Raw genomic sequence first — 18,996 nt, 5'->3', positions numbered from 1 at the left:
GAGTGCAGAGCATGAACGACATCGTTCTCGAGGTCCGCGACATCGTCGGCGGCTACGGGCCGATGACGATCCTCAACGGGACGAGCTTCGACGTGGCGAAGGGCGCGATCACGACGATCATCGGCCCGAACGGCGCGGGCAAGTCGACGGCGTTCAAGGCGATCTTCGGCCTCCTGAAGGTGCGCAGCGGTTCGATCCGCTTCCTCGGTCGCGACGTCACGAATGCGCCGCCGCGCCGGCTGCTGGAGGCCGGGATCTGCTACGTGCCGCAGGGGCGCAACATCTTTCCCGAGCTGTCCGTGCGCCACAACATCGAGCTCGGCGCGGTTGCCGCCGGGCGGTCGATCACCGACATGCCGCGGCGCATCGAGGCGGCGCTCGACCGCTTCCCGGTCCTGCGCAGGAAGGCCAATCAGCAGGCCTCGACGCTTTCCGGCGGCGAGCAGAAGCAGCTCGAGATCGTGCGCGGCCTGCTGCTCGACCCCAAGCTCGTGCTCATCGATGAGCCTTCCATCGGCCTCTCGCCGATGATGGTGCAGGAGACCTTCGGCATCCTGAAGGACCTGCGCGCCCGGGGCGTGTCGATCCTCATGGTCGAGCAGAACGCGCGCTCGGCGCTCGAGATCTCCGACTACGGCATCGTGCTCGAGCTCGGCCAGACGCGCATCGTCGACAAGGCGGACAGGATCCTGCACGACCCGCGCATCGGCCAGCTCTTCCTCGGCGGCGGCCTCGCGGCCTGAACGCGGATGGGCGCGTCAGGCGCCCGCCAGAGATTGCGGGGGGACTTCCCATGAAGACCTCGATCGCCACCGTGTCGCTGAGCGGCACCCTGGACGAGAAGCTCAGGGCAATCGCGGCAGCCGGCTTTACGGGCTGCGAGATCTTCGAGAACGACTTCATCGCCTTTCCCGGCACGCCACGGGATGTTGGGCGGATGGTGAGCGATCTCGGCCTCACGCTCTTCGCCTTTCAGCCGTTCCGCGATTTCGAGGGCCTGCCGGAGCCGTACCGCGCCCGCGCCTTCGCGCGCGCCGAGCGGAAGTTCGACCTGATGCAGGAGCTCGAAACCGATCTCCTCCTCGTCTGCAGCAATGTTGCCGCCCAGTCCCTGGGCGGCATCGACCGGGCCGCGGCGGATCTGCGCGAGCTTGGCGAGCGTGCGGCCCGGCGGGGCCTGCGCATCGGCTTCGAGGCGCTCGCCTGGGGGCGCCACGTCAATGACTACCGCGACGCCTGGGAGATCGTGCGCCGCGCCGACCATCCGAACGTCGGCATCATCCTCGACGGCTTCCATGTGCTCTCCCGCAGCCTGCCGGTGGAACCGATCCGCGCCATCCCCGGCGACCGCATCTTCATGGTGCAGCTCGCCGACGCACCGAAGCTCGATCTCGACATCCTCTCCTGGAGCCGGCATTTCCGCTGCTTCCCCGGCCAGGGCGACCTGCCGGTCGGCGCCTTCATGCAGGCGGTGGAGGCGACGGGCTTCGACGGCCCGCTGTCGCTCGAGATCTTCAACGACCAGTTCCGCGCCGGCTCCGCCGCGCGCACGGCCGTCGACGGCCTGCGCTCGCTGCGCGTCCTCGAAGACGACGTGGCACGCAGCTGCCCCGGCACCGCCGCCGTCCTGCCGAGGCGGTCGCAGATCGCGGGCGTCGAGTTCATCGAATTCGCGGTGGACGAGGAGGCCGGTGCCCAGCTCGGCGTCATCCTCGCGGCCATGGGCTTCAGGCTGAGCGGCCGGCACGTGAGCAAGGCCGTCGAGCACTGGCACCAGGGCGACATCAATATCGTCCTCAACATGGACAAGGAGGGCTTTGGCCACGCCCACTACATCACCCACGGCCCCGGCATCTGCGCGCTCGCGCTTCGCGTCACGGACGTCGGCGAGACCCTGCGCCGCGCTGCAGCGTTGCAGGCGGTGCCCTTCAGCCAGCCGGTCGGCCCGGGCGAACTCACGATCCCGGCCATTCGGGGCGTGGGCGGCAGCCTCATCTACTTCACCGAGCCCAAGGGCGACCTCGCCGATATCTGGCACCACGATTTCGTCCCCCGCGACGAGGCGGAGGCAGCGCCGCTCCTGAGAAGGGTCGATCACGTCGCACAGTCGATGCAGTACGACGAGATGCTGTCCTGGCTCCTGTTCTACACGTCGATCTTCGCGCTCGAGCAGCGGTCGCAGGTCGAGGTGGCGGATCCCGGCGGGCTCGTGCTCAGCCGCGCGGTCGAGGCGCCCGACGGCCATGTCCGCATCGTGCTGAACGGTTCGCAGGCGGCCCAGACCATGTCCGGCCGCTTCCTGTCGGACTTCTTCGGCTCCGGCACCCAGCACGTCAGCTTCGCGACCGACGACATCTTCGCCGCCGTCGAAGCCATGCGGGCCAGCGGCCTGACCTTCCTCGACATCCCCGACAACTATTACGACGACCTCGAGGCGCGCTACGACCTCGCGCCCGAGCGCATCGCCGCCCTGAGGGCGAACGAGATCCTCTACGAGCGCAACGACGAGGGCGAGTTCTTCCAGGTCTACACGCATGCCGTCGTCGGCGGCGTCTTCTTCGAGATCGTCGAGCGCCGTGGCTACGTGGGCTACGGCGCGGCGAACGCCCCCGTGCGGCTCGCGGCCCAGCGGCGCGACAGCCGGCCGCTCGCCGTGCCTCTGCGCTGAATGCGACGAGCGCCCGCGAAGGAGGAACAACCCGATGACGTGGACCCGGATCGCCGTGGTCGGCGCGGGCGCCATCGGGCGCAGCCACATCGCCGTCATCGAGGCGCTGCCCGAGGCCGAGCTCGCAGCCATCGTCGATCCTTCCCCGTCCGCGCGCGGCATCGCGGGCGCGGGCGTTCCGGTCTTCGACGCGATCGAGGCGATGCTGCAGACCGTGCGGCCGGACGGCGTCGTTCTCGCGACACCGAACCAGCTGCACGTGCCGGGGGCGCTCGCCTGCCTTGCGGCCGGCGTGCCGGTGCTCGTCGAGAAGCCGCTCGCCGACGGACTGGAGGAGGGCCGGCGGCTCGTCGAGGCCCAGGCGCGGGCGGGCGTGCCCGTCCTCGTCGGGCATTACCGGCGGCACAATCCCATCCTGCGCAAGGCCCGGGAGATCGTGCGCTCGGGACAGCTCGGCCGGATCACCTGTGTCGTGGCTACCTGCCTCGTCCTGAAGCCGGACGACTATTTCGAGGTGTCCTGGCGCGTGCAGCCGGGGGGCGGTCCGGTGCTCATCAACCTTGTCCACGACATCGACAATCTGCGCTTCATCTGCGGCGACATCGTCGCGGTGCAGGCGGTCGCCTCCAACGTGGCGCGCCGGCATCCGGTGGAGGACAGCGCCGCCGCCGCCGTCCTCTTCGCCGACGGGGCGGTCGGGACTTTCTGCGTGTCCGACGCGGCGGCCGGCCCCTACTCCTGGGAGCTGAGCGCCGGCGAGAACCGGCTCTATCCGCGGCAGTTCGAGAGCTGCTACCTCGTCAGCGGCACCGAGGGCACGCTGTCGCTCCCCATGCTCGAAGTCTGGAGCTATCCGCGCGGCCGGGGATGGAGCGCGCCTCTTGCCCGCGAGATCGCTCCCGTCACGCCGGCCGATCCGCTTGTCGAGCAGATGCGGCATTTCCTGCGCGTCATCCGCGGCGAGGAAGCGCCGCTCGTCGATGCCGCGGACGGTCTGCGCACGCTCGAAACGGTGCTTGCCGTCGGGCGTTCGGCCCAGGCGGGAGCTCGCGTCGCGCTCGCTCCGGCGGCGTGACCATGCCGCGACTGTCGCCTGTCATCCACCCCGGGACCCCATGACACGCCTGTTCTCGCTCTCGCACCTGACCGTGCTCGATTTCACGCCGCCGGATCTCATCCGCCTCGCGGCGGACGCAGGCTTCGACGCCGTCGGTATCCGGCTCGCCCCGGCAACGGTCAGCGAGCCGATCTACGACGTGACGAAGGACGCGCGATTGCGCGCCGCGACCCTCGCGGCCTTGAACGACACCGGTCTTCGCGTCCTCGATGTCGAGATCCTGCGGCTCGTGCCGGCGTTCTCCGCCCGCGACTGCGAGGCGCTGCTGGCGGTGGCCCAGATGCTCGGCGCGCGCCACGTGCTGGTGGCCGGCAACGATCCGGACGCGGCGAGGGCGGCGGAGCACCTGGCGGAACTCGCCGCGTTTGCGGGCGCCTTCGATCTCACCATTGACCTCGAACCCATGCCCTGGACCGACGTTCCGGATGTCGCGACCGCCGGGCGCATCGTTGAAGGAGCGGGCGCGGCCAATGCCGGGGTGCTCGTCGATGCCCTGCATTTCGACCGCGCGGGCTCGACCGTCGCCGACCTCGCGGCCATCCCCGCCGCGAGGTGCCATTACATGCAGCTCTGCGATGCACCGGCAGAGCGGCCGGCGAGCATCGAGGCCATGCTGCATACGGCGCGGGCGGAGCGGCTGCCACCCGGCGAGGGAGGGCTTGACCTGCGCGCCATCCTGCGCGCCCTGCCGCCGGAGATTCCCGTGAGCCTCGAGATCCCGCAGGTCGACAAGGCCAGCACGACGGCGGCCATCGACCGGGTTCGGCACGATCTCGCACTGGCAAGGGCTGTCGTCGCGGCAGCGGATGGTGGGCCTTAGACGGCCACCGACGGCTGGCGCCGCCGCCAGGTCGGCCAGGCACCGACCGTCAGCGCGCGCAAGAGCCACTCCACCGGCCCATAGGCGAAGTGCCGCAACCAGGCGGCGCTGAGGGCGATCTGGGTGGAAAAGAGGGCGACCGTGATCGCAGCCACGGCCCAGGGCGGGACCTGCCCGACCAGGCGGAAGCCGTAGGCCGTGAAGAGGACGGCGCAGGCGAGCGATTGCAGCAGGTAGTTGGTGAGCGCCATGCGCCCGGCGGGCGCGAGCACTGCCGCGATCTTCGTGCCGCCGCGCGTCTGGAAGATGCGCAGCAGGGCTGCGACATAGGCACCGGTCAGGAAGGGCGCGCTCGCCAGACCCACTGCCAGACCCAGCACTTCCCAGCCGCTTCCGACGAGGAAGGTCGCTGTGCCGGCGCAGAACAGGGCGCCGGGCAGTCCGACCGTGGCACCCAGCCGCAGCAGGCGGGTCTCGAGTGGGCGCCGGTTCTGATCGCGTTCGAGCAGCCGTCGTCTGCCCGCGACGAAGCCGATGAGGAACATCGCAAGGGCACAGGGCGCCTGGGCGAGGACGATGACGACCGCGGTCTCCGGAAGCTGCCGCAGGTTCCGGCTGATCACGGTCGCCACGGAACCCCGATAGTCGAGCTCGGCGCCACGCACGGTCGCGAGCGCCGCTGCCGTATCGAGCCCTTCGCCGTTCAGGAGCTGGAGAAGGCCGACCAGTCCCCAGGCCGCCGCCGTGACGATGATCAGCCGGCCGGCGAGGGTGAGCAGGCGCGGCTCGGGTCGGCGGCGCAGCCCTAGGAGGGCGAGGCCGAGCACGGCATAGGTCGTCAGGATGTCGCCGTGGAACAGGAGGACCGCATGCGCGAGGCCGATAACCCACAGGCCGAGCTGCCGCCGCAGCATGCGCGGCATCAGTTGCTCGTCGGCCTGCTCGGCCGAGCGCATCTGCAAGGTGACGCTGTAGCCGAAGAGGAAGGAGAAGAGGAGGTAGAACTTGGCCTCGAACAGGAACGTGACGAGGAAGCGGACAGCGGTGTCCTGGGGCGCCGTAAAGGCAGGGTCGACGAGCCCTGTGCCGTAGTAGACCGAGCCGAAGGCGCAGGAATTGACGACCAGGATGCCGAGGAGCGCGAAGCCGCGCAGGGCGTCGACATCGGTGATCCGCGCCGGGGCGGTGGCAGGCATGGCACAGGGTCCTCGAGCATCGTGCAGTCGTATGGTCCGATCGAGCCGGCGGATGCGGACGCGTCAGCCGGGCCCTCCGGATCGCAGGAAGCGGGAGAGGAGAAGCCGCAGCATCGGTTTCTCGCCCGTCGGCCTGAAGGCCGGGTCGACCGCGACCCGCGCGAAGATCCCGTCGACGAGGGCGGCGATCCAGGTCGCGGCCCCGTCGAGGTCGAGGGAGCCATCGATCTGCCCGCGCTCGGCCGCCGCGGCGAGGATCTCGCGCAGGTGGCCCCGGAGCGCTGCGTCGTTTCGGGCGACGCGCGCAGCGACCTCCTCGTCGCGCATGGCCTCCGCCGAGATGTCGAGGGCGAGCCGCGCATAGGTGGGGTCGGCCGCGAGTTCGGCGACGAGGTCCATGAAACCCAGGACCTGGCCGAACAGGTCCTCCGCCTGCCGCGCCTCTTCGAAATAGGCGGCCGTCTCGAGCCCTTCCTGGTCGACGATGGCCGCGATGATCGCCTGCTTGCTGGCGAAGTAGTGAAACAGGTTGCCCGGGCTCATGCCGGCTTCGGCGCAGATCTCGGCCGTGCTCGTCCGGTGGAAGCCCTTGCGCGCGAAGCAGAGGACAGCGGCCGCGACGATCTGGCGGCGTCGTGCCGCGTGTTTCTCGGGATCGACCTTGCGCATGGGGATCGCCTGTTGACGCGCGACGGGTCGTCAAAAATAAATCGACTAGTCGATCTAATTATAATCCGACAGCGGCCGCGTCAAGGCGGCGCAGGCCCGATTTGGCGCGTAGCCACCATGCAGGTACCGCGGCGGCGCGCCCAATCCTTGAAGAATGGTGGCAGCTCGGGCAGCCTGCTGCAGGCTCGGCTGCCGGCGGGGCAGGGTTTCGTCCGCGACCGGCCCCGGGCCCCATGGGAGCTCGCGATGACGGACGCGGGTTCACGACCGCCGGCGCACGATGTCCGGCAGGTCTCGATGCTGATCACGCCGGTCGGGCTCGCGGCCGATCTCGCCTGCCCGACCGGGGCGAGGGGTATCGTGCTCTTCGCCCATGGCAGCGGCAGCAGCCGGCTCAGCCCGCGCAATCGGCACGTGGCCTCGGCCCTGCAGGAAGGCGGCCTCGCCACGCTGCTCTTCGACCTGCTCACGGAGGAGGAGGCGCTCGACCGCCGCCTTGTCTTCGACATCCCCCTGCTCGCCGACCGGTTGCTCGCCGCCACACGCTGGCTGAGGGAGCAAGCCGGCGCGGAGCGTACCGATCCGGAGGTCCCGGACTTGCGCGGCCTTTCGATCGGCTATTTCGGATCGAGCACCGGCGCGGCCGCGGCGCTCGTGGCCGCGGCCCGCCCCGACAACCCGGTGGCGGCGGTCGTGTCGCGCGGCGGCAGGCCCGATCTCGCGGCCACCGCGCTGCCCGAGGTGCGGGCGCCGACGCTGTTGATCGTGGGCGGAGCCGACACGCCGGTGCTCGCGCTCAACCAGGCGGCGCTCGAGGCGCTCGGCTGCGTGAAGAGGCTTGCCGTCGTGCCGGGCGCCACTCATCTCTTCGAGGAGACGGGTGCGCTCGACGAGGTGATCGATCTCGCACGGGGCTGGTTCCTGCGCCATCTCGCGCCGCCCGCGGGTTAGTCAGCCATGTTCGCGGATCGCAGGTCTGCAGGACGGCAGTTGGCTGCGAGGCTCGGTCGGCTCGCCGGCGAGCGGCCTGTCGTCCTGGCGTTGCCGCGGGGCGGGGTGCCCGTCGGCTACGAGATCGCCCGCGCACTCGGGGCGCCGCTCGACGTCATCTTCGTGCGCAAGATCGGCGTGCCCTGGCAGCCGGAGCTCGCCCTGGGCGCCGTCGTCGACGGGGCCGATCCCCAGATGGTGATCGACGAGGTTCTCGTGCGCGAGCTGCGCGTGCGGCAGGACTACATCCGCGACGAATGCGCCCGCCAGCTCGCGGAGATCGAGCGCCGCCGCGTGCTCTATCACGGCAACCGCACGCCGGTGTCGGTGAAGGGACGGACCGTGATCGTGGTCGACGACGGCATCGCGACGGGGGCGACGATGCGTGCGGCACTCAAGGGGCTGCAGGGAGCGGGCGCGGCGCGGGTCGTCATCGCCACGCCCGTGGCGGCGCAGGACACGCTCGACCGCCTGGAAGTGGAAGCCGACGAGATCGTCTGCCTCCATGTGCCCGAGGCATTGATGGCGATCGGGATGCATTACCTGGATTTCACGCAGGTGGAGGACGGCGAAGTGATCGCCCTCCTGGAGGAGGCCCACGGCTGGGAGCGGGGCATGCCCTCCGACGGTGCCGGCTCGGCGCCATAGCCTGGAGGCGCGGCGGTTCGTGCCGCGTCGGCCCCGCCCCGGAGCAGCGAGTTCTGCGAGGCAGACCACGGCGGGCCGTGTGCCTTGCCTCAGCCCGAACCGGCCTTCGATCGCCCGGTGCCGGCCGCCGCCGGGGCCAGTGCTGGAGAGGCGCTGTCCGGCGGGGCGAAACCCGCCCGATTGGTGTGTCGCGTCATGCGCAGGATGCGCGTGTAGAAGCCTTCCCGCCGGGCGTGGCGTCCCAGGCTGACGACCGTCGTTTCCGCCAGCTCGTCCTCGAAGAGCGAGCGGATGCGCCGGCGGTGTTCGGTGTCGATCGCATCGATGACCTCGTCGAGGATGAGCCATTGCGGCCGATGCAGCAGCGCGCGCGCAATGGCAATGCGCTGCTGCTCGTCGACACTCAGCTCCTTGTCCCAGCGCTGGCGTGAGTCGAGCTGGCCGACGAGGTGGGAGAGGCCGGTGCGCTGCAGGGCGCCGATCAGCACGCCGTCGGCGAAGGCCGCTGGCCTTTTCGGATAGGACAGGATGGCCCTCAGAGGGGCAATCGGAATATAGGGGCGCTGCGGCAGGAACATGATGCCGTCGCGCGGGGGCAGGCTGATGCGGCCACGCCCCCAGGGCCAGAGCCCTGCCATCGCGCGGAAGAGCGCGCTCTTGCCGATCCCCGGGCCTCCGACGATGAGGATGCGTTCCCCGGGAGCGATCTCGATGCGGCCGGCGTTGAGGGTGGCACTGCCGGTGCCGGAGACGATGCGCAGGTCTTCGAAGGCCAATGCGCGGTCGGGATGCGCGACGAGCTCGATGCGCTCCGCCTTCCGGCCCGGGGCCTCGACCTCGATCAGGGCGCGGCGGAAGGCGGCCACGCGCAGGAGCGTGGCGCGCCAGTCGGCAATGCGGCTGAAGTTGTCGACGAACCAGCGCAGCGCCTGCTGGACCTGGAAGAAGGCGCCCACGACCATCATCAGCCGACCGAAGGACAGCTCGCCGGAAAAATAACCCGGCGCCGCGACCACGACGGGGGCCACGATGGCGAACCAGCCGTAACCGGCCGTCACCCATGTCAGCCGGGTGTGAGCGCCGACGAGCTGGCGCATGACCGAGAGCACCGAGTCGACCTCGCGGCGCAGCCGCAGGTGCTCGTCCTTCTCGCCGCGGTAGAGGGCGATGGCGTCCGCATGCTCGCTCGTATGGACGAGCAGGAAGCGCAAGTCCGCCTCGCGGGCGTAGCGTTCGGCGTTCATGGCAATGAGCGGCCGACCGACCCGCCAGCTCAGCCAGGACCCCGTTGCGGCGTACAACAGGGCGCACCACACCATGTATCCGGGGATGGCGAACGTCCGGTCGGCATAGGTGAATACGACGTCCCGCGAGAGGATCCAGAGCACGGCAGTGAAGCTCGCGAGCAGCAGGGCGGACTGGAACAGTCCCACCGCCATGTCCACCCACAACTCGGTCAGATGTCTCGTGTCCTCGTGGATGCGCTGGTCGGGGTTGACGGCGATGGTCCCGGACCATGCGAGTTTCGAGGCACGCCCGGGCATGAGCCATTGCCTGACGAGATCATTCGTCGCGCCCGCGCGCAGGCGCATCTTGAGCATCTCATGCAGCCACGTCTGGGCGACGTTGAGGACGAGCAGCGCTGTGGCGATTGCGCCGAAGACAAGGAGCTGGTGGACAAACCGGCCGAGATCCCTCTGCGCCAACGCATCGTAGAACGGCTGGTGCCAGGCGTTCAGCCTGATCTGCCCGATGACCGTCGCAACGACCACGCCGACGATCGCGGCGGTGAGGAAGGCGAGCGGGGCCTTCTGGGGTGACGATCTCAAGGCGCCGATGAGCATCGCAAGATCGGCGAAGACGCCGACCGGCTCCCTGTCGTTCCTCGCAACGGGCTTTGCGTGCAGCGCCGTCTCGGAATTCGCCGTCATGGGATCGTGCCCCCCTGTCGTCGGGCGACAGGGCCGATGCCGGCTGGGTGTGGCGCTGATCGGCCCCGGGCTCGATGTCGTACCTTGCGAAGGGAAGCATAGTCCCTCGTGCTTCCGGCAATCGAGACCGAGGTGAGTTCACGCCCGGTCGAGGATCGGAAGGGGGGAGGGGGGCCGTCAACCCGGGGTGGCGACGCCCTGTCGTGTGGTGATCAGAATGAAGCCCGCGCCCGGCAGGCGCGCCGCCCCGTCCGTTGCGACGGGAAGGCGCGCCCCCGCTCGCGCTGCTGCGGGCTTCTCGTTGTCCCGGCCGTGGCCGGAGCGGTTATGACTTGATGGTGATCTTCTTCGCTTCGCTCTTGGCTTCCGGCGGCTTGGGAAGGTGGATCTTCAACAGGCCCTTGTCGAAGGTGGCGTCGACCTTCGCCGGGTCGACCGCGAAGGGGATGGGCAGCGTGCGGACGAAGGCGCCGTAGGAGCGCTCGACCATCTGCCAATTCCTGTCCTTCGTCTCCTTCTCGGATTTCTTCTCGCCGCGGATGGTCAGTGTGCTGTCAGTGGCCGTCACCTCGACGTCCTTCGGATCGCAGCCTGGCAGCTCGGCAGTGATGTCGATGGCGTCGGCCGTCTCGGCGACATCGACCAACGGCGTGAATTGACCCATCGCCCCGACGCTCATGGGCCAGCGCCGGCCCAGGAAATCGTCGAAGACCTGATCGATCTCCTTCTGCAGGTCGGCGAAGACATCGCCCACCGCCCTGCCACTCCGTCCGAATAGGCTGGGGAGAAAATGGCGTTCCATGGCATTCCTCCTGTGCGGGTGCGATGGACCGAACGGTGAGCCGCACATTCGCGTCGCCGCGATCGATCCGCAAGCCCAGCGCCTCGCGATCATCCCCCCGGTGCGGACCGGTGTCGCTCACCGGCGCGAGATCGCTCGAGAACGCAACCTTCGCATAGCATCGACGGCCCGGCCGCGATTTGACCCAAGACAATTCCGGCCATGATCGCTTGCGCGGGAGCCGTTGCCGCGCCGCGCGATCCCGACGGCGAACGCTTCGCGCGGGCCGGTACACTCCCCATCCGGTCTCCTTGCGTGCTCTGCGGATGCGTTCTCTTGGGCGTAGATATAGGGCGGTATGCGAGGCGGCAAAGGGGGCGCCGCCGCCGGGCTGCTCAGCCCATGCGCTCGAGGTCCGCGATGACCGCGCGCAGGAAGCGCGCCGCCTCGCCGCCGGTGATGGCCCGGTGGTCGAAGGTGAGCGAGAGGGGCAGCATGCGCCGGAGCACGATGCCTCCGCCGGAGCGGACCGGCCGGTCAACGGTTCGTCCTGCCCCGAGGATTGCCACCTGCGGCGGCACGACGACGAGGGTGGCGTGCCGGCCGGCGATCGTACCGAAATTCGACAAGGTGAAGGTCGCGCCGCGCAGATCGGCCGGGGACAGGCTGCGGTCGCGCACGGCGGCCTTCAGCGCGTCGATGCGCCGGCGCCAGCCGGCCGCATCATCGCCCCCGACGTCGCGCAGCACGGGCACGAAGAGCCCTTCCGGGTCGTCGACGGCGATCCCGAGGTCGAGGCGCGGATTGGGGTGCACTGCGAGGCTCGCTCCATCGAAGCGGGCATTGAGGGCGGGTTCTGCCTCGCAGCCTGCGAGGATGGCGCGGATGAGCCGCACCGTCACGTCCTCGTCGGGGCGCCAGCCCTCGATATCCGCGTCGTCCATGAGTGTCGCCGGCACCACCTCGCGGCCGGCGCGGGCCATATTGAGCGCCATCGTCCGGCGCGCGCTGCGCAGCGCCTCGCCCGTCGTCTCGCGCTCCCCTTCCCCCACCTTCGCCAGACCGCCGGAGGCAGCCTCGACATCGGCAAGCGTGACGGTGCCGTCCGTCCCGCTCGGCGTCACGCGCGTGAGATCGACACCGAGTGCCTTCGCCCGTGCGCGAACCGCCGGGGCGGCGCGGACCGGGGCGCGACCGGGCGCCGGGCCGGCGGCCGGGGTGGTCTGCGGGGCGGTGCCCCGTGGTGCGGCCGGGGCCGGCTCGGCCGGGGCGAGCTCGCCCACGACGGTGCCGGTCTCGCGGCTCGTGCCTTCGGTCTCGAAGACGAGCAGGGGCGCCCCGACCTGCACCCGCTCGCCCGGGCGAGCAAGGAGCTCGGCGATGCGCCCCGATCGTGGCGAGGGGATTTCCACCACCGCCTTCTCGGTCTCGACCGCGACGAGCGGCTGGTCGGTGACGACGTGATCGCCCGCGGTCACGTGCCAGGCGACGATTTCGGCCTCCTGCAGGCCCTCGCCGAGATCGGGCAGGCGGAACTCGTTCATGCGTAGCTCATCACACGCTGCACGCCCGCCATGATGCGCGCCGTGTCGGGCATGTAGAAGGTTTCGGTGCGGGCATACGGCATCACGGTATCGTAACCGGCGACGCGTTCGATCGGCGCGACAAGGTTCATGAGACCGCGGCCGGCGACGCGGGCGGCTATCTCGGCGCCGAAGCCACAGGTCAGCGGTGCCTCCTGGACGACGACGAGGCGTCCCGTGCGTGCCACCGAGTCGAGGATCGTGGCCGTGTCGAGCGGCTTCAGCGTGGCGACGTCGATGACCTCCGCCTCGATGCCCTCGTCGGCGAGCTGCTGCGCTGCCGCCAGTGTCTCCCGGATCATCGCCCCCCAGGCCACCAGGGTCACGTCCGTGCCGGGGCGCAGAATGAAGGAGCGCTCGAGCGGCAGCCCCGCGCCGTCGTCCGCCACTTCCCCGCGCGAGACGCGGTAGAGCCTGGTCGGCTCCAGGAAGATGACCGGGTCGGGGTCGCGGATCGCGGAGAGGAGGAGCCCGTAGGCGCGTGCGGCCGACGAGGGGATCACGACCTTGAGCCCTGGAATGTGGGCGAAGATCGCCTCCGGGCTCTCCGAGTGATGCTCGATGGCGCGGATGCCCCCGCCGCCCGGCGATCGCAGCACCATCGGGCAGGTCAGGCGCCCGCAGGTGCGGGTGCGCAGCCGCGAGGCGTGATTGAGCATCTGGTCGATGCAGCTGTAGGCGAAGCCGGTGAACTGGATCTCGGCCACGGGCCGGAATCCCTGTGCCGCGAGCCCGATCGCCACGCCCGCGATGGCGGCCTCGGCGAGCGGGGTGTCGAGGACGCGCTCTTCTCCGTAGAGGGCGAGCAGGCCTTCGGTCGCGCGAAAGACGCCGCCGTCGACGCCCACGTCCTCGCCCAGCACGATGACGCGCGGATCCTCCGCCATGGCGCGCTTCAGCGCCAGATTGACGGCCTGGACGAGACTGACCTCGCTCATGGCTCACCTCGCCGTTCGGCGGTCATGCCCGCGCGCTGCTCGGCAAGATCGGCGGGCAGCGCGGCAAAGGTATGATCGAAGAAGGCGGCCGGTTCGCGCGGCGGCGTGGCGAGATAGGCGCTCGCGGCTTCCTCGACCGCGCGGCCGCACTCCTGGAGGAGCGTCTCCTCATCCTGCTTGGTCCAGATGCCGCGCTGCGTCAGATAGGTGCGCAGCCTGACGAGCGGCTCCTCGGCCCAATGGCGGCTCACCTCCGCATCGTCGCGGTAGCGTCTCGCGTCGTCGGCGGTCGTGTGGTCCGACAGGCGATAGGTCACGGCCTCGACGAGGCTCGGGCCGCCGCCATCGCGCGCCCGCGCAAGCACCCGCTCCAGGACGCTGCGCACGGCGATGACGTCGTTGCCGTCCACCTGTTCGCCCGGGATGCCGGCAGCGACCGCCTTCTGGGCGAGCGTGACGGCCGCCGTCTGCCTCTCCAGCGGCACGGAGATCGCCCAGCCGTTGTTGTTGACGACGAAGACGGCGGGAACCTTCCACACCCCCGCCATGTTGAGCGCCTCCGCCACATCGCCCTTCGACGTCGCGCCGTCGCCGACGACGCAGACCACGGCCCGCTTCTCCTTGCGCAGACGGAAGGCGAGGGCGACGCCGACCGCGTGCGGCGCATTCGAGCCCACCGGCACGCAGACGGGAAAATCCTCGCGCGGCCCGGCGAAATCGTTGCCGCGCTCGTCGCCGCCCCAGAAGAGCAGGAGCTCCTTGGCGCTCACGCCGCGCATGAGCTGGGCGCCGTGCTCCCGGAAGCTCGGCACGAGAACGTCAGCGGGGCGCATGGCGGCACCGATGCCGACGGCGACCGCCTCCTGCCCGAGCGAGGAGGCATAGGTGCCAAGCCGGCCGGTGCGCTGCAGCGCCACCGCCTTGGCGTCGAAGGTGCGCGTCAGCACCATCGCGCGGAAAAGCGCAACGAGCTCGGCGGGATCGGCCGCGAAGGCGGGAAGCGGTGCAACGAGCTCGCCCGAGGGGGCGAGAATGCGGGTGAAGGCGATGGAGAACGTGGCGACCGTTGTCATGGCCGGTGACCCCGACCGCCCGATGATACCTCGCCGCGCCCCGTTCGGCGATCACGCCTTGTAATCGTATCGGATATCCCGGCCCGGACGTTGCGTCCCGGGCCGGGGCCGCTCGCCGGGGAACGTTACCACCGCGCCGGCGCGATGTTCATGGCCAGCGTGGCCTCGTCGGCGCGCGGGACGATGGTCACCTTGTCCTTCTGCTTGGCCCAGGCGGTGCGACGGCGGCGATCGGCAGGGAGGGGCGATCGACGGCCACGAGCCTGTTGCTCTCCTCGATGACCTTGTCCATCACCGGGTTGGAACAGGCCCGCACGTTGAAGGCGCCGAGCTTCGTCTTCGGGTCGTTGGTGTGGAACAGGCAGGAGAGCGTGTGGTTGGCCTCGCCCGTCAGCGTGCCCCAGCCCGCCATGGTGAGAGAGAACCCGCCGCTTGTCCTGGCCGGGAATGGACGGCGCCGGGCAGGGCGTTCGCCTGCGCGTCGATGCCGACGGCGGCGAGCATCTGGCTCTTCGTCGTCTCCTCCAGGGCCGCCGGGGACTTCTCCACCAGAGGACACGGCAAACGAGGGCTTCAGCTCGGGCAAGGCGCCATCGGCACCGGCCCCTACAAGTTCGTCTCCCGGATGCCGAACGAGCAGCTCGTGCCCGAGCGCTTCGACGGCTACTGGGGCGGCAAGCTGCCCTGGGAGAAGGTTGTCCGCAAGGAGCCGCCCAACGACGCCGGGCGGCGCGGGAGGGGAATAGCCCCGCACGGGCTGCCGCAGATGGCGAATCGCGCTCGCCCTCGCGGCCTCCACGAGGCAAGCCGGGGCTCCCCGCGGTAACGGATGTTCCCTGACCGCCTTGCAGCGGCGAGCCCGGCTGCGTCGCCGGCGAGGGGACGCGTCTTGTCGGGGAAGGCAGGATCGATAGGCCCCGCGGCATCGGCCCGCCGCTGCATCAATTTAATTTTAACGCCTGCCGTCCGAGAAACGAATGAGACAAAATTCGGGCGGTAGCAGAAGATGGTCGTCTCTGTCGCAATACCAACAAGCTATTCGCAGGCTGACGCTGTCGCCATTCGCAATCAGATATTGGTTGCGCTGCAGCAGGGCGAAAGTATTGCCATCAATGCCGATGCAATAGACGCCCTGCCGGCGATGTGGGTGCAGCTGCTCGTGGCGGCTGCGAAGAGCGCGGCGCAGTGCGGCCAGCGCGTTGTCCTTAGAAAGCCGTCGGCGTCCTGCCTCGCGTCCTTCGACGCGTTTGGGATCGACTTGAACGATGGCCCTCTGAGTGTGGAGTGAGGCCGTGAAGATCTTAGCCATCGATGACACCAAGACCCTGCGGGACCTCCTGTGCATGACCCTGCGCTCGGCCGGCCACGACGTCGTGGAGGCGGAGAACGGCGAGGAGGGTCTGGCGCGCTTCCAGGAGGCCAAGCCCGACGTGGTGATCACCGACCTCAACATGCCGATCCTCAACGGAATCGAATTCACCCGCGAATGCCGCGCCCGCCCGGGCGGCGAACAGACGCCCATCATCATCCTGACCACGGAGAACGGTCCCGACGCCAAGGCCGAAGGCCGCCGCGCCGGGGCGACCGCCTGGATGGTCAAGCCCTTCGAACCGACAACGCTGCTGGCGCTGCTCGAGCGCTTCAAGAACTAGTTGGCCGGCTATGGACTTCCTCGACGAACTCAAGCAGTCGTTCTTTCAGGAGTGCGAAGAGCTTCTGGCTGCGCTTGAGGCGCGGCTGCAGGCGCTCGACGAGGGGTCGACGGATCCCGAGGATGTCAATGCCGCCTTCCGCGCCATCCATTCGGTGAAGGGTGGAGCGGGCGCCTTCGGCTTCGCAGACCTCGTCAATTTCGCGCATGCCTTCGAGGCCTCGCTCGATCACCTGCGCACCGGGCGCGTGCCGGTGCAGGAGGCGCCGACCGGCCTCTTCCTGCGCTGCTCGGATGCGGTGGCTGATCTTGTCGCCGCCGCCCGCAACGGCGAGCCGGCGAACAAGCGTGCCGACCTCATCGCTGAACTCGAGCGTGTCGGCCAGGTGCTCGAGACGCCGGCCAAGACCGAGCAAAAGGCGCCGGAGCTGACGGCGATCTTCGACAAGCTAATCGCCCAGGTGGCGAGCGGCACCGTGCCGGGCGCCGCGCCCGAACCGGTTTCCGCGCCTGCCGAGGAGACACCCTGGAACCCCGACGACGACCCCTTCGAGAACCCGAGGCCCGCGCCCGCGGTCGCCCCGCCGGCTGCCTCCGCAGCCGCAAGGCCGGCACAGGGAACGGTCGTGCGCATCCGTCCGCATCGGGATCTGTTCCGCCGCGGCATCGACCCGCGCGTGCTCTTGCGTTCGCTCGAGGCGATCGGGCCGCTGACGATCACCGCGGATGTTGCGGCCGTCCCGTCGCTTCAGGAGCTCGACGTCGGCGACTGCTGCCTGCAGTTCGACGTTGCCTTCGAGGGCGCCGTGCCGCGGGAGGCGATTGCGAACGCGCTCGACATGTTCCTCGACGCGCAGGAGTTTTCGGTTGGCGGTCCCGAAGGGGGCATGGCGCCGTCCGGTGCCGCTCCCGTTGGCGCAGCGGCGCCGGGCGGAGCGCCGGAAGTGCCGGCGAGCCTCGCCGCGAGCCTTGCGGCCATCGCTGCCAGCGCCGAAGCCAGCATGGCGACGAGGAACGATGCGGAAGGCGCGGCGGCGCCCGCCGCGGCAGGTATGCCCGCCAGGGCCGCCAACGACGCGGGCCAGCCGCAGCGCGGCGGCGCTCCCGCGGGCCGCGCGAAGCAGGTCGGCAGCATCCGCGTCGATCTCGACCGCATCGACCGCCTGATGAATCTCGTCGGCGAGATCGTCATCACCCAGTCGATGCTGGCCGAGCGCGCGCGCATGCTGACCATCGACGAAGGCACCAAGCTCGCCGACGGCATCCTGACGCTGACGCGCCAGACGCGCGAATTGCAGGACCATGTGATGGCGGTGCGCGCGCAGCCGGTGAAGACGGTCTTCCAGCGCATGCCGCGCCTTGTGCGCGAGCTCGCACAGACGCTCGGCAAGGAGGCGCGTCTCGTCCTCTCGGGCGAGAACACCGAGGTCGACAAGACCGTCATCGAGGAGCTGGCCGACCCGCTCACCCACATGATCCGCAACTCGATGGATCACGGTCTCGAAACGGCGGCCGAGCGCACGGCCAACGGCAAGCCGGCCGAGGGCGTCATCCACCTCTCGGCGGAGCACCGGGCTGGCCGCATCGTCATCTCGGTGGCCGACGACGGTCGCGGCATCAACCGCGAGAAACTCCTCGCCAAGGCCAGGTCGAAGGGGCTCGTCGCTCCCGACGCGCGCCCCTCGCCGCAGGAGATCGACGAGATCATCTTCGCGCCGGGGCTGTCGACCGCCGACAAGGTGACCGACGTTTCGGGGCGCGGCGTGGGCATGGACGTCGTGCGCCGCAATGTCGAGGCGCTCGGCGGCCGCATCACCGTCGATTCCGATCCCGGCCGAGGCTGCCGCTTCACCATGTCGCTGCCGCTGACGCTCGCCGTGCTCGACGGCATGATCGTGCGCTCGGCCGGCGAGCGCTTCGTGGTGCCGATCACCAGCATCGTCGAGACGCTGCGGCTCAGCGACGACACCGTCGAGCATCTGCCGTCAGGCCAGGAGGTGCTGCGCTGGCGCAACGACGTGGTGCCGGTGGCGCGCCTCGGCGCCATCATGACCGACAGCCCGCCGAGCGACGAGACCGTCATCATCATTGCCGAGACGGACCGCGGCGACCGGATCGGCATCGCGGTAGACGACATCCTGGGTCAGCAGCAGGTCGTGGTGAAGAGCCTCGAGACGAACTACGGCCGCGTGACCGGCGCCTCAGCCGCCACCATCCTGGGCGACGGCCTCGTCGCCCTTATTCTCGACGTCGACACCATGCCGCGGCTCGCGGCGCAGCAGCGGCGTCCCCTCGTGGAAGCGATGACGGTGAACAAGCGATGACACAGGCTCTCAACATGACGGAAACCTCTCCCTCGGCGGGTTCCGACGCGTCGCGCCGGATCGTCACCTTCTGCGTCGACGAGAGGACCTTCGGTATCGACGTGCAGACGGTGCGTGAGATCAAGGGCTGGCAGGAGACGACGCCGCTGCCGCATGCCGCGCCTTACGTGCGCGGCGTGGTCAACCTGCGCGGCGTCATCCTGCCGGTCTACGACCTGCGGGCCCGCATCGGCCTCGGCACGACGCAGGCGACCGCAGCCCACGTGATCGTCGTGGTGGACATCGCCGACCGGACCGCTGGTATCCTGGTCGACACCGTGTCCGACATCGTCGACGTGCCGGCGAGCGCCATCCGGCCGACGCCGGACGTGGAGCGCGACCACTCGGGCCTGATCGAGCACCTGGCCCTGCTCGACAACGAGATCGTCGCCCTTCTCGACCTTGCCGCCATCACCCAGGACGGCATCGTCGAAGACGCCTCCTCGCGCCACGCCAACGCCGCCTGAGAGGAGCGGCGCTGGGCCATGCGCCGCCCTCGCCGGAGGCCCAGGCCGCCGGACGGTGGGGATGCGCGTCCCTCCGGAGGAACCGGGAACGGCACGGGGGC

The 18,996-nt window shown here is 69.9% G+C and carries 19 protein-coding genes; 10 read left to right on the top strand and 9 right to left on the bottom strand.

All coding sequences use genetic code 11. From position 1 onward, the window contains the following. Nucleotides 1-11: 11 nt before the first annotated feature. The 4 genes from QNA08_RS07430 to QNA08_RS07415 are packed head-to-tail and all read left to right on the top strand — an operon-like array spanning nt 12 to nt 4,605. The gene (locus QNA08_RS07430) at nt 12-743 is read left to right on the top strand and encodes an ABC transporter ATP-binding protein (protein WP_283740045.1); all 732 of its coding nucleotides are present in this window, start codon (nt 12-14) and stop codon (nt 741-743) included. 50 nt (nt 744-793) lie between these two features. Further along, complete coding sequence (locus QNA08_RS07425) at nt 794-2,668, top strand: bifunctional sugar phosphate isomerase/epimerase/4-hydroxyphenylpyruvate dioxygenase family protein (RefSeq protein WP_283740044.1); 1,875 nt, start codon at nt 794-796, stop codon at nt 2,666-2,668. 34 nt (nt 2,669-2,702) lie between these two features. Beyond that, a complete protein-coding gene (locus tag QNA08_RS07420; protein WP_283740043.1) occupies nt 2,703-3,743 on the top strand; it encodes a Gfo/Idh/MocA family protein in 1,041 nt (346 codons plus the stop codon). 40 nt (nt 3,744-3,783) lie between these two features. Then, on the top strand, nt 3,784-4,605 hold the full coding sequence (locus QNA08_RS07415) for a sugar phosphate isomerase/epimerase family protein (protein ID WP_283740042.1): 822 nt from the start codon (nt 3,784-3,786) through the stop codon (nt 4,603-4,605). Here QNA08_RS07415 and QNA08_RS07410 read toward each other — a convergent pair. After that, nucleotides 4,602-5,801, bottom strand: coding sequence for a DUF418 domain-containing protein (locus QNA08_RS07410; RefSeq protein WP_283740041.1), 1,200 nt, complete (start codon nt 5,799-5,801; stop codon nt 4,602-4,604). The genes QNA08_RS07415 and QNA08_RS07410 overlap by 4 nt on opposite strands. Nucleotides 5,802-5,864: 63 nt before the next feature. Continuing rightward, a complete protein-coding gene (locus QNA08_RS07405) occupies nt 5,865-6,470 on the bottom strand; it encodes a TetR/AcrR family transcriptional regulator (protein WP_283740040.1) in 606 nt (201 codons plus the stop codon). A 297-nt stretch (nt 6,471-6,767) separates the two neighbouring features. Here QNA08_RS07405 and QNA08_RS07400 point away from each other — a divergent pair, with 297 nt between their 5' ends. Beyond that, nucleotides 6,768-7,421 (top strand): dienelactone hydrolase family protein, encoded by a 654-nt coding sequence (locus tag QNA08_RS07400; RefSeq protein WP_283740039.1) that lies wholly within the window; start codon nt 6,768-6,770, stop codon nt 7,419-7,421. 39 nt (nt 7,422-7,460) lie between these two features. Then, nucleotides 7,461-8,108, top strand: coding sequence for a phosphoribosyltransferase (locus QNA08_RS07395; protein ID WP_283740038.1), 648 nt, complete (start codon nt 7,461-7,463; stop codon nt 8,106-8,108). 89 nt (nt 8,109-8,197) lie between these two features. Here QNA08_RS07395 and QNA08_RS07390 read toward each other — a convergent pair whose 3' ends face one another. The 6 genes from QNA08_RS07390 to QNA08_RS07365 all read right to left on the bottom strand — a co-directional run bounded on the left by QNA08_RS07390 (nt 8,198) and on the right by QNA08_RS07365 (nt 14,826). Beyond that, entirely contained in the window at nt 8,198-10,039 is a 1,842-nt protein-coding gene (locus QNA08_RS07390; protein WP_283740037.1) for an ABC transporter ATP-binding protein/permease, read from the bottom strand. Between the two features lie 325 nt (nt 10,040-10,364). Then, on the bottom strand, nt 10,365-10,793 hold the full coding sequence (locus QNA08_RS07385; protein WP_283740036.1) for an Hsp20/alpha crystallin family protein: 429 nt from the start codon (nt 10,791-10,793) through the stop codon (nt 10,365-10,367). Between the two features lie 422 nt (nt 10,794-11,215). Further along, nucleotides 11,216-12,364, bottom strand: a complete 1,149-nt coding sequence (locus tag QNA08_RS07380) for a dihydrolipoamide acetyltransferase family protein (RefSeq protein ID WP_283740035.1) — start codon at nt 12,362-12,364, stop codon at nt 11,216-11,218. Next, a complete protein-coding gene (locus QNA08_RS07375; RefSeq protein ID WP_283740034.1) occupies nt 12,361-13,341 on the bottom strand; it encodes an alpha-ketoacid dehydrogenase subunit beta in 981 nt (326 codons plus the stop codon). Before QNA08_RS07375 ends, QNA08_RS07380 begins: the two co-directional genes overlap by 4 nt. Beyond that, a complete protein-coding gene (gene pdhA, locus QNA08_RS07370) occupies nt 13,338-14,414 on the bottom strand; it encodes a pyruvate dehydrogenase (acetyl-transferring) E1 component subunit alpha (RefSeq protein ID WP_283740033.1) in 1,077 nt (358 codons plus the stop codon). Before pdhA ends, QNA08_RS07375 begins: the two co-directional genes overlap by 4 nt. Before the next feature lie 187 nt (nt 14,415-14,601). Beyond that, entirely contained in the window at nt 14,602-14,826 is a 225-nt protein-coding gene (locus QNA08_RS07365; protein ID WP_283740032.1) for a hypothetical protein, read from the bottom strand. Between the two features lie 72 nt (nt 14,827-14,898). On the opposite strand from QNA08_RS07365, the gene QNA08_RS07360 reads away from it, so the two are divergent. Continuing rightward, entirely contained in the window at nt 14,899-15,240 is a 342-nt protein-coding gene (locus tag QNA08_RS07360) for an ABC transporter substrate-binding protein (protein WP_283740031.1), read from the top strand. A gap of 126 nt (nt 15,241-15,366) precedes the next feature. On the opposite strand, the gene QNA08_RS07355 is transcribed toward QNA08_RS07360, so the two are convergent. After that, nucleotides 15,367-15,723, bottom strand: a complete 357-nt coding sequence (locus QNA08_RS07355) for a hypothetical protein (protein WP_283740030.1) — start codon at nt 15,721-15,723, stop codon at nt 15,367-15,369. Between QNA08_RS07355 and QNA08_RS07350 the strand changes: the two genes are divergently transcribed. Genes QNA08_RS07350 through QNA08_RS07340 form a run of 3 tightly spaced genes read left to right on the top strand, consistent with a single transcriptional unit; the run spans nt 15,707 to nt 18,895 of the window. Continuing rightward, on the top strand, nt 15,707-16,066 hold the full coding sequence (locus tag QNA08_RS07350) for a response regulator (RefSeq protein WP_283740029.1): 360 nt from the start codon (nt 15,707-15,709) through the stop codon (nt 16,064-16,066). The genes QNA08_RS07355 and QNA08_RS07350 overlap by 17 nt on opposite strands. A gap of 10 nt (nt 16,067-16,076) precedes the next feature. Continuing rightward, nucleotides 16,077-18,389 carry a chemotaxis protein CheA gene (locus tag QNA08_RS07345; protein ID WP_283740028.1) on the top strand — a complete coding sequence of 771 codons (2,313 nt, stop codon included), beginning with the start codon at nt 16,077-16,079 and terminating at the stop codon, nt 18,387-18,389. Then, a complete protein-coding gene (locus tag QNA08_RS07340; RefSeq protein ID WP_283740027.1) occupies nt 18,386-18,895 on the top strand; it encodes a chemotaxis protein CheW in 510 nt (169 codons plus the stop codon). Before QNA08_RS07345 ends, QNA08_RS07340 begins: the two co-directional genes overlap by 4 nt. Nucleotides 18,896-18,996: the final 101 nt, after the last annotated feature.

The sequence above is a fragment of the Chelatococcus albus genome (genome assembly GCF_030067675.1).
Classification (GTDB): Bacteria; Pseudomonadota; Alphaproteobacteria; order Rhizobiales; family Beijerinckiaceae; genus Chelatococcus_A; species Chelatococcus_A albus.
Note: the sequence above shows the minus strand (reverse complement) of the source record. Positions and strands in the feature narration are given on the sequence as shown.

Coding starts and splice junctions, on each gene's coding strand:
- QNA08_RS07430 (WP_283740045.1), top strand. CDS start 12: ATGAACGACATCGTTCTCGAGGTCCGCGACATCGTCGGCGGCTACGGG.
- QNA08_RS07425 (WP_283740044.1), top strand. CDS start 794: ATGAAGACCTCGATCGCCACCGTGTCGCTGAGCGGCACCCTGGACGAG.
- QNA08_RS07420 (WP_283740043.1), top strand. CDS start 2,703: ATGACGTGGACCCGGATCGCCGTGGTCGGCGCGGGCGCCATCGGGCGC.
- QNA08_RS07415 (WP_283740042.1), top strand. CDS start 3,784: ATGACACGCCTGTTCTCGCTCTCGCACCTGACCGTGCTCGATTTCACG.
- QNA08_RS07410 (WP_283740041.1), bottom strand. CDS start 5,801: ATGCCTGCCACCGCCCCGGCGCGGATCACCGATGTCGACGCCCTGCGC.
- QNA08_RS07405 (WP_283740040.1), bottom strand. CDS start 6,470: ATGCGCAAGGTCGATCCCGAGAAACACGCGGCACGACGCCGCCAGATC.
- QNA08_RS07400 (WP_283740039.1), top strand. CDS start 6,768: ATGCTGATCACGCCGGTCGGGCTCGCGGCCGATCTCGCCTGCCCGACC.
- QNA08_RS07390 (WP_283740037.1), bottom strand. CDS start 10,039: ATGACGGCGAATTCCGAGACGGCGCTGCACGCAAAGCCCGTTGCGAGG.
- QNA08_RS07380 (WP_283740035.1), bottom strand. CDS start 12,364: ATGAACGAGTTCCGCCTGCCCGATCTCGGCGAGGGCCTGCAGGAGGCC.
- QNA08_RS07375 (WP_283740034.1), bottom strand. CDS start 13,341: ATGAGCGAGGTCAGTCTCGTCCAGGCCGTCAATCTGGCGCTGAAGCGC.
- pdhA (WP_283740033.1), bottom strand. CDS start 14,414: ATGACAACGGTCGCCACGTTCTCCATCGCCTTCACCCGCATTCTCGCC.
- QNA08_RS07365 (WP_283740032.1), bottom strand. CDS start 14,826: ATGGCGGGCTGGGGCACGCTGACGGGCGAGGCCAACCACACGCTCTCC.
- QNA08_RS07360 (WP_283740031.1), top strand. CDS start 14,899: ATGCCGACGGCGGCGAGCATCTGGCTCTTCGTCGTCTCCTCCAGGGCC.
- QNA08_RS07355 (WP_283740030.1), bottom strand. CDS start 15,723: ATGGCTAAGATCTTCACGGCCTCACTCCACACTCAGAGGGCCATCGTT.
- QNA08_RS07345 (WP_283740028.1), top strand. CDS start 16,077: ATGGACTTCCTCGACGAACTCAAGCAGTCGTTCTTTCAGGAGTGCGAA.
- QNA08_RS07340 (WP_283740027.1), top strand. CDS start 18,386: ATGACACAGGCTCTCAACATGACGGAAACCTCTCCCTCGGCGGGTTCC.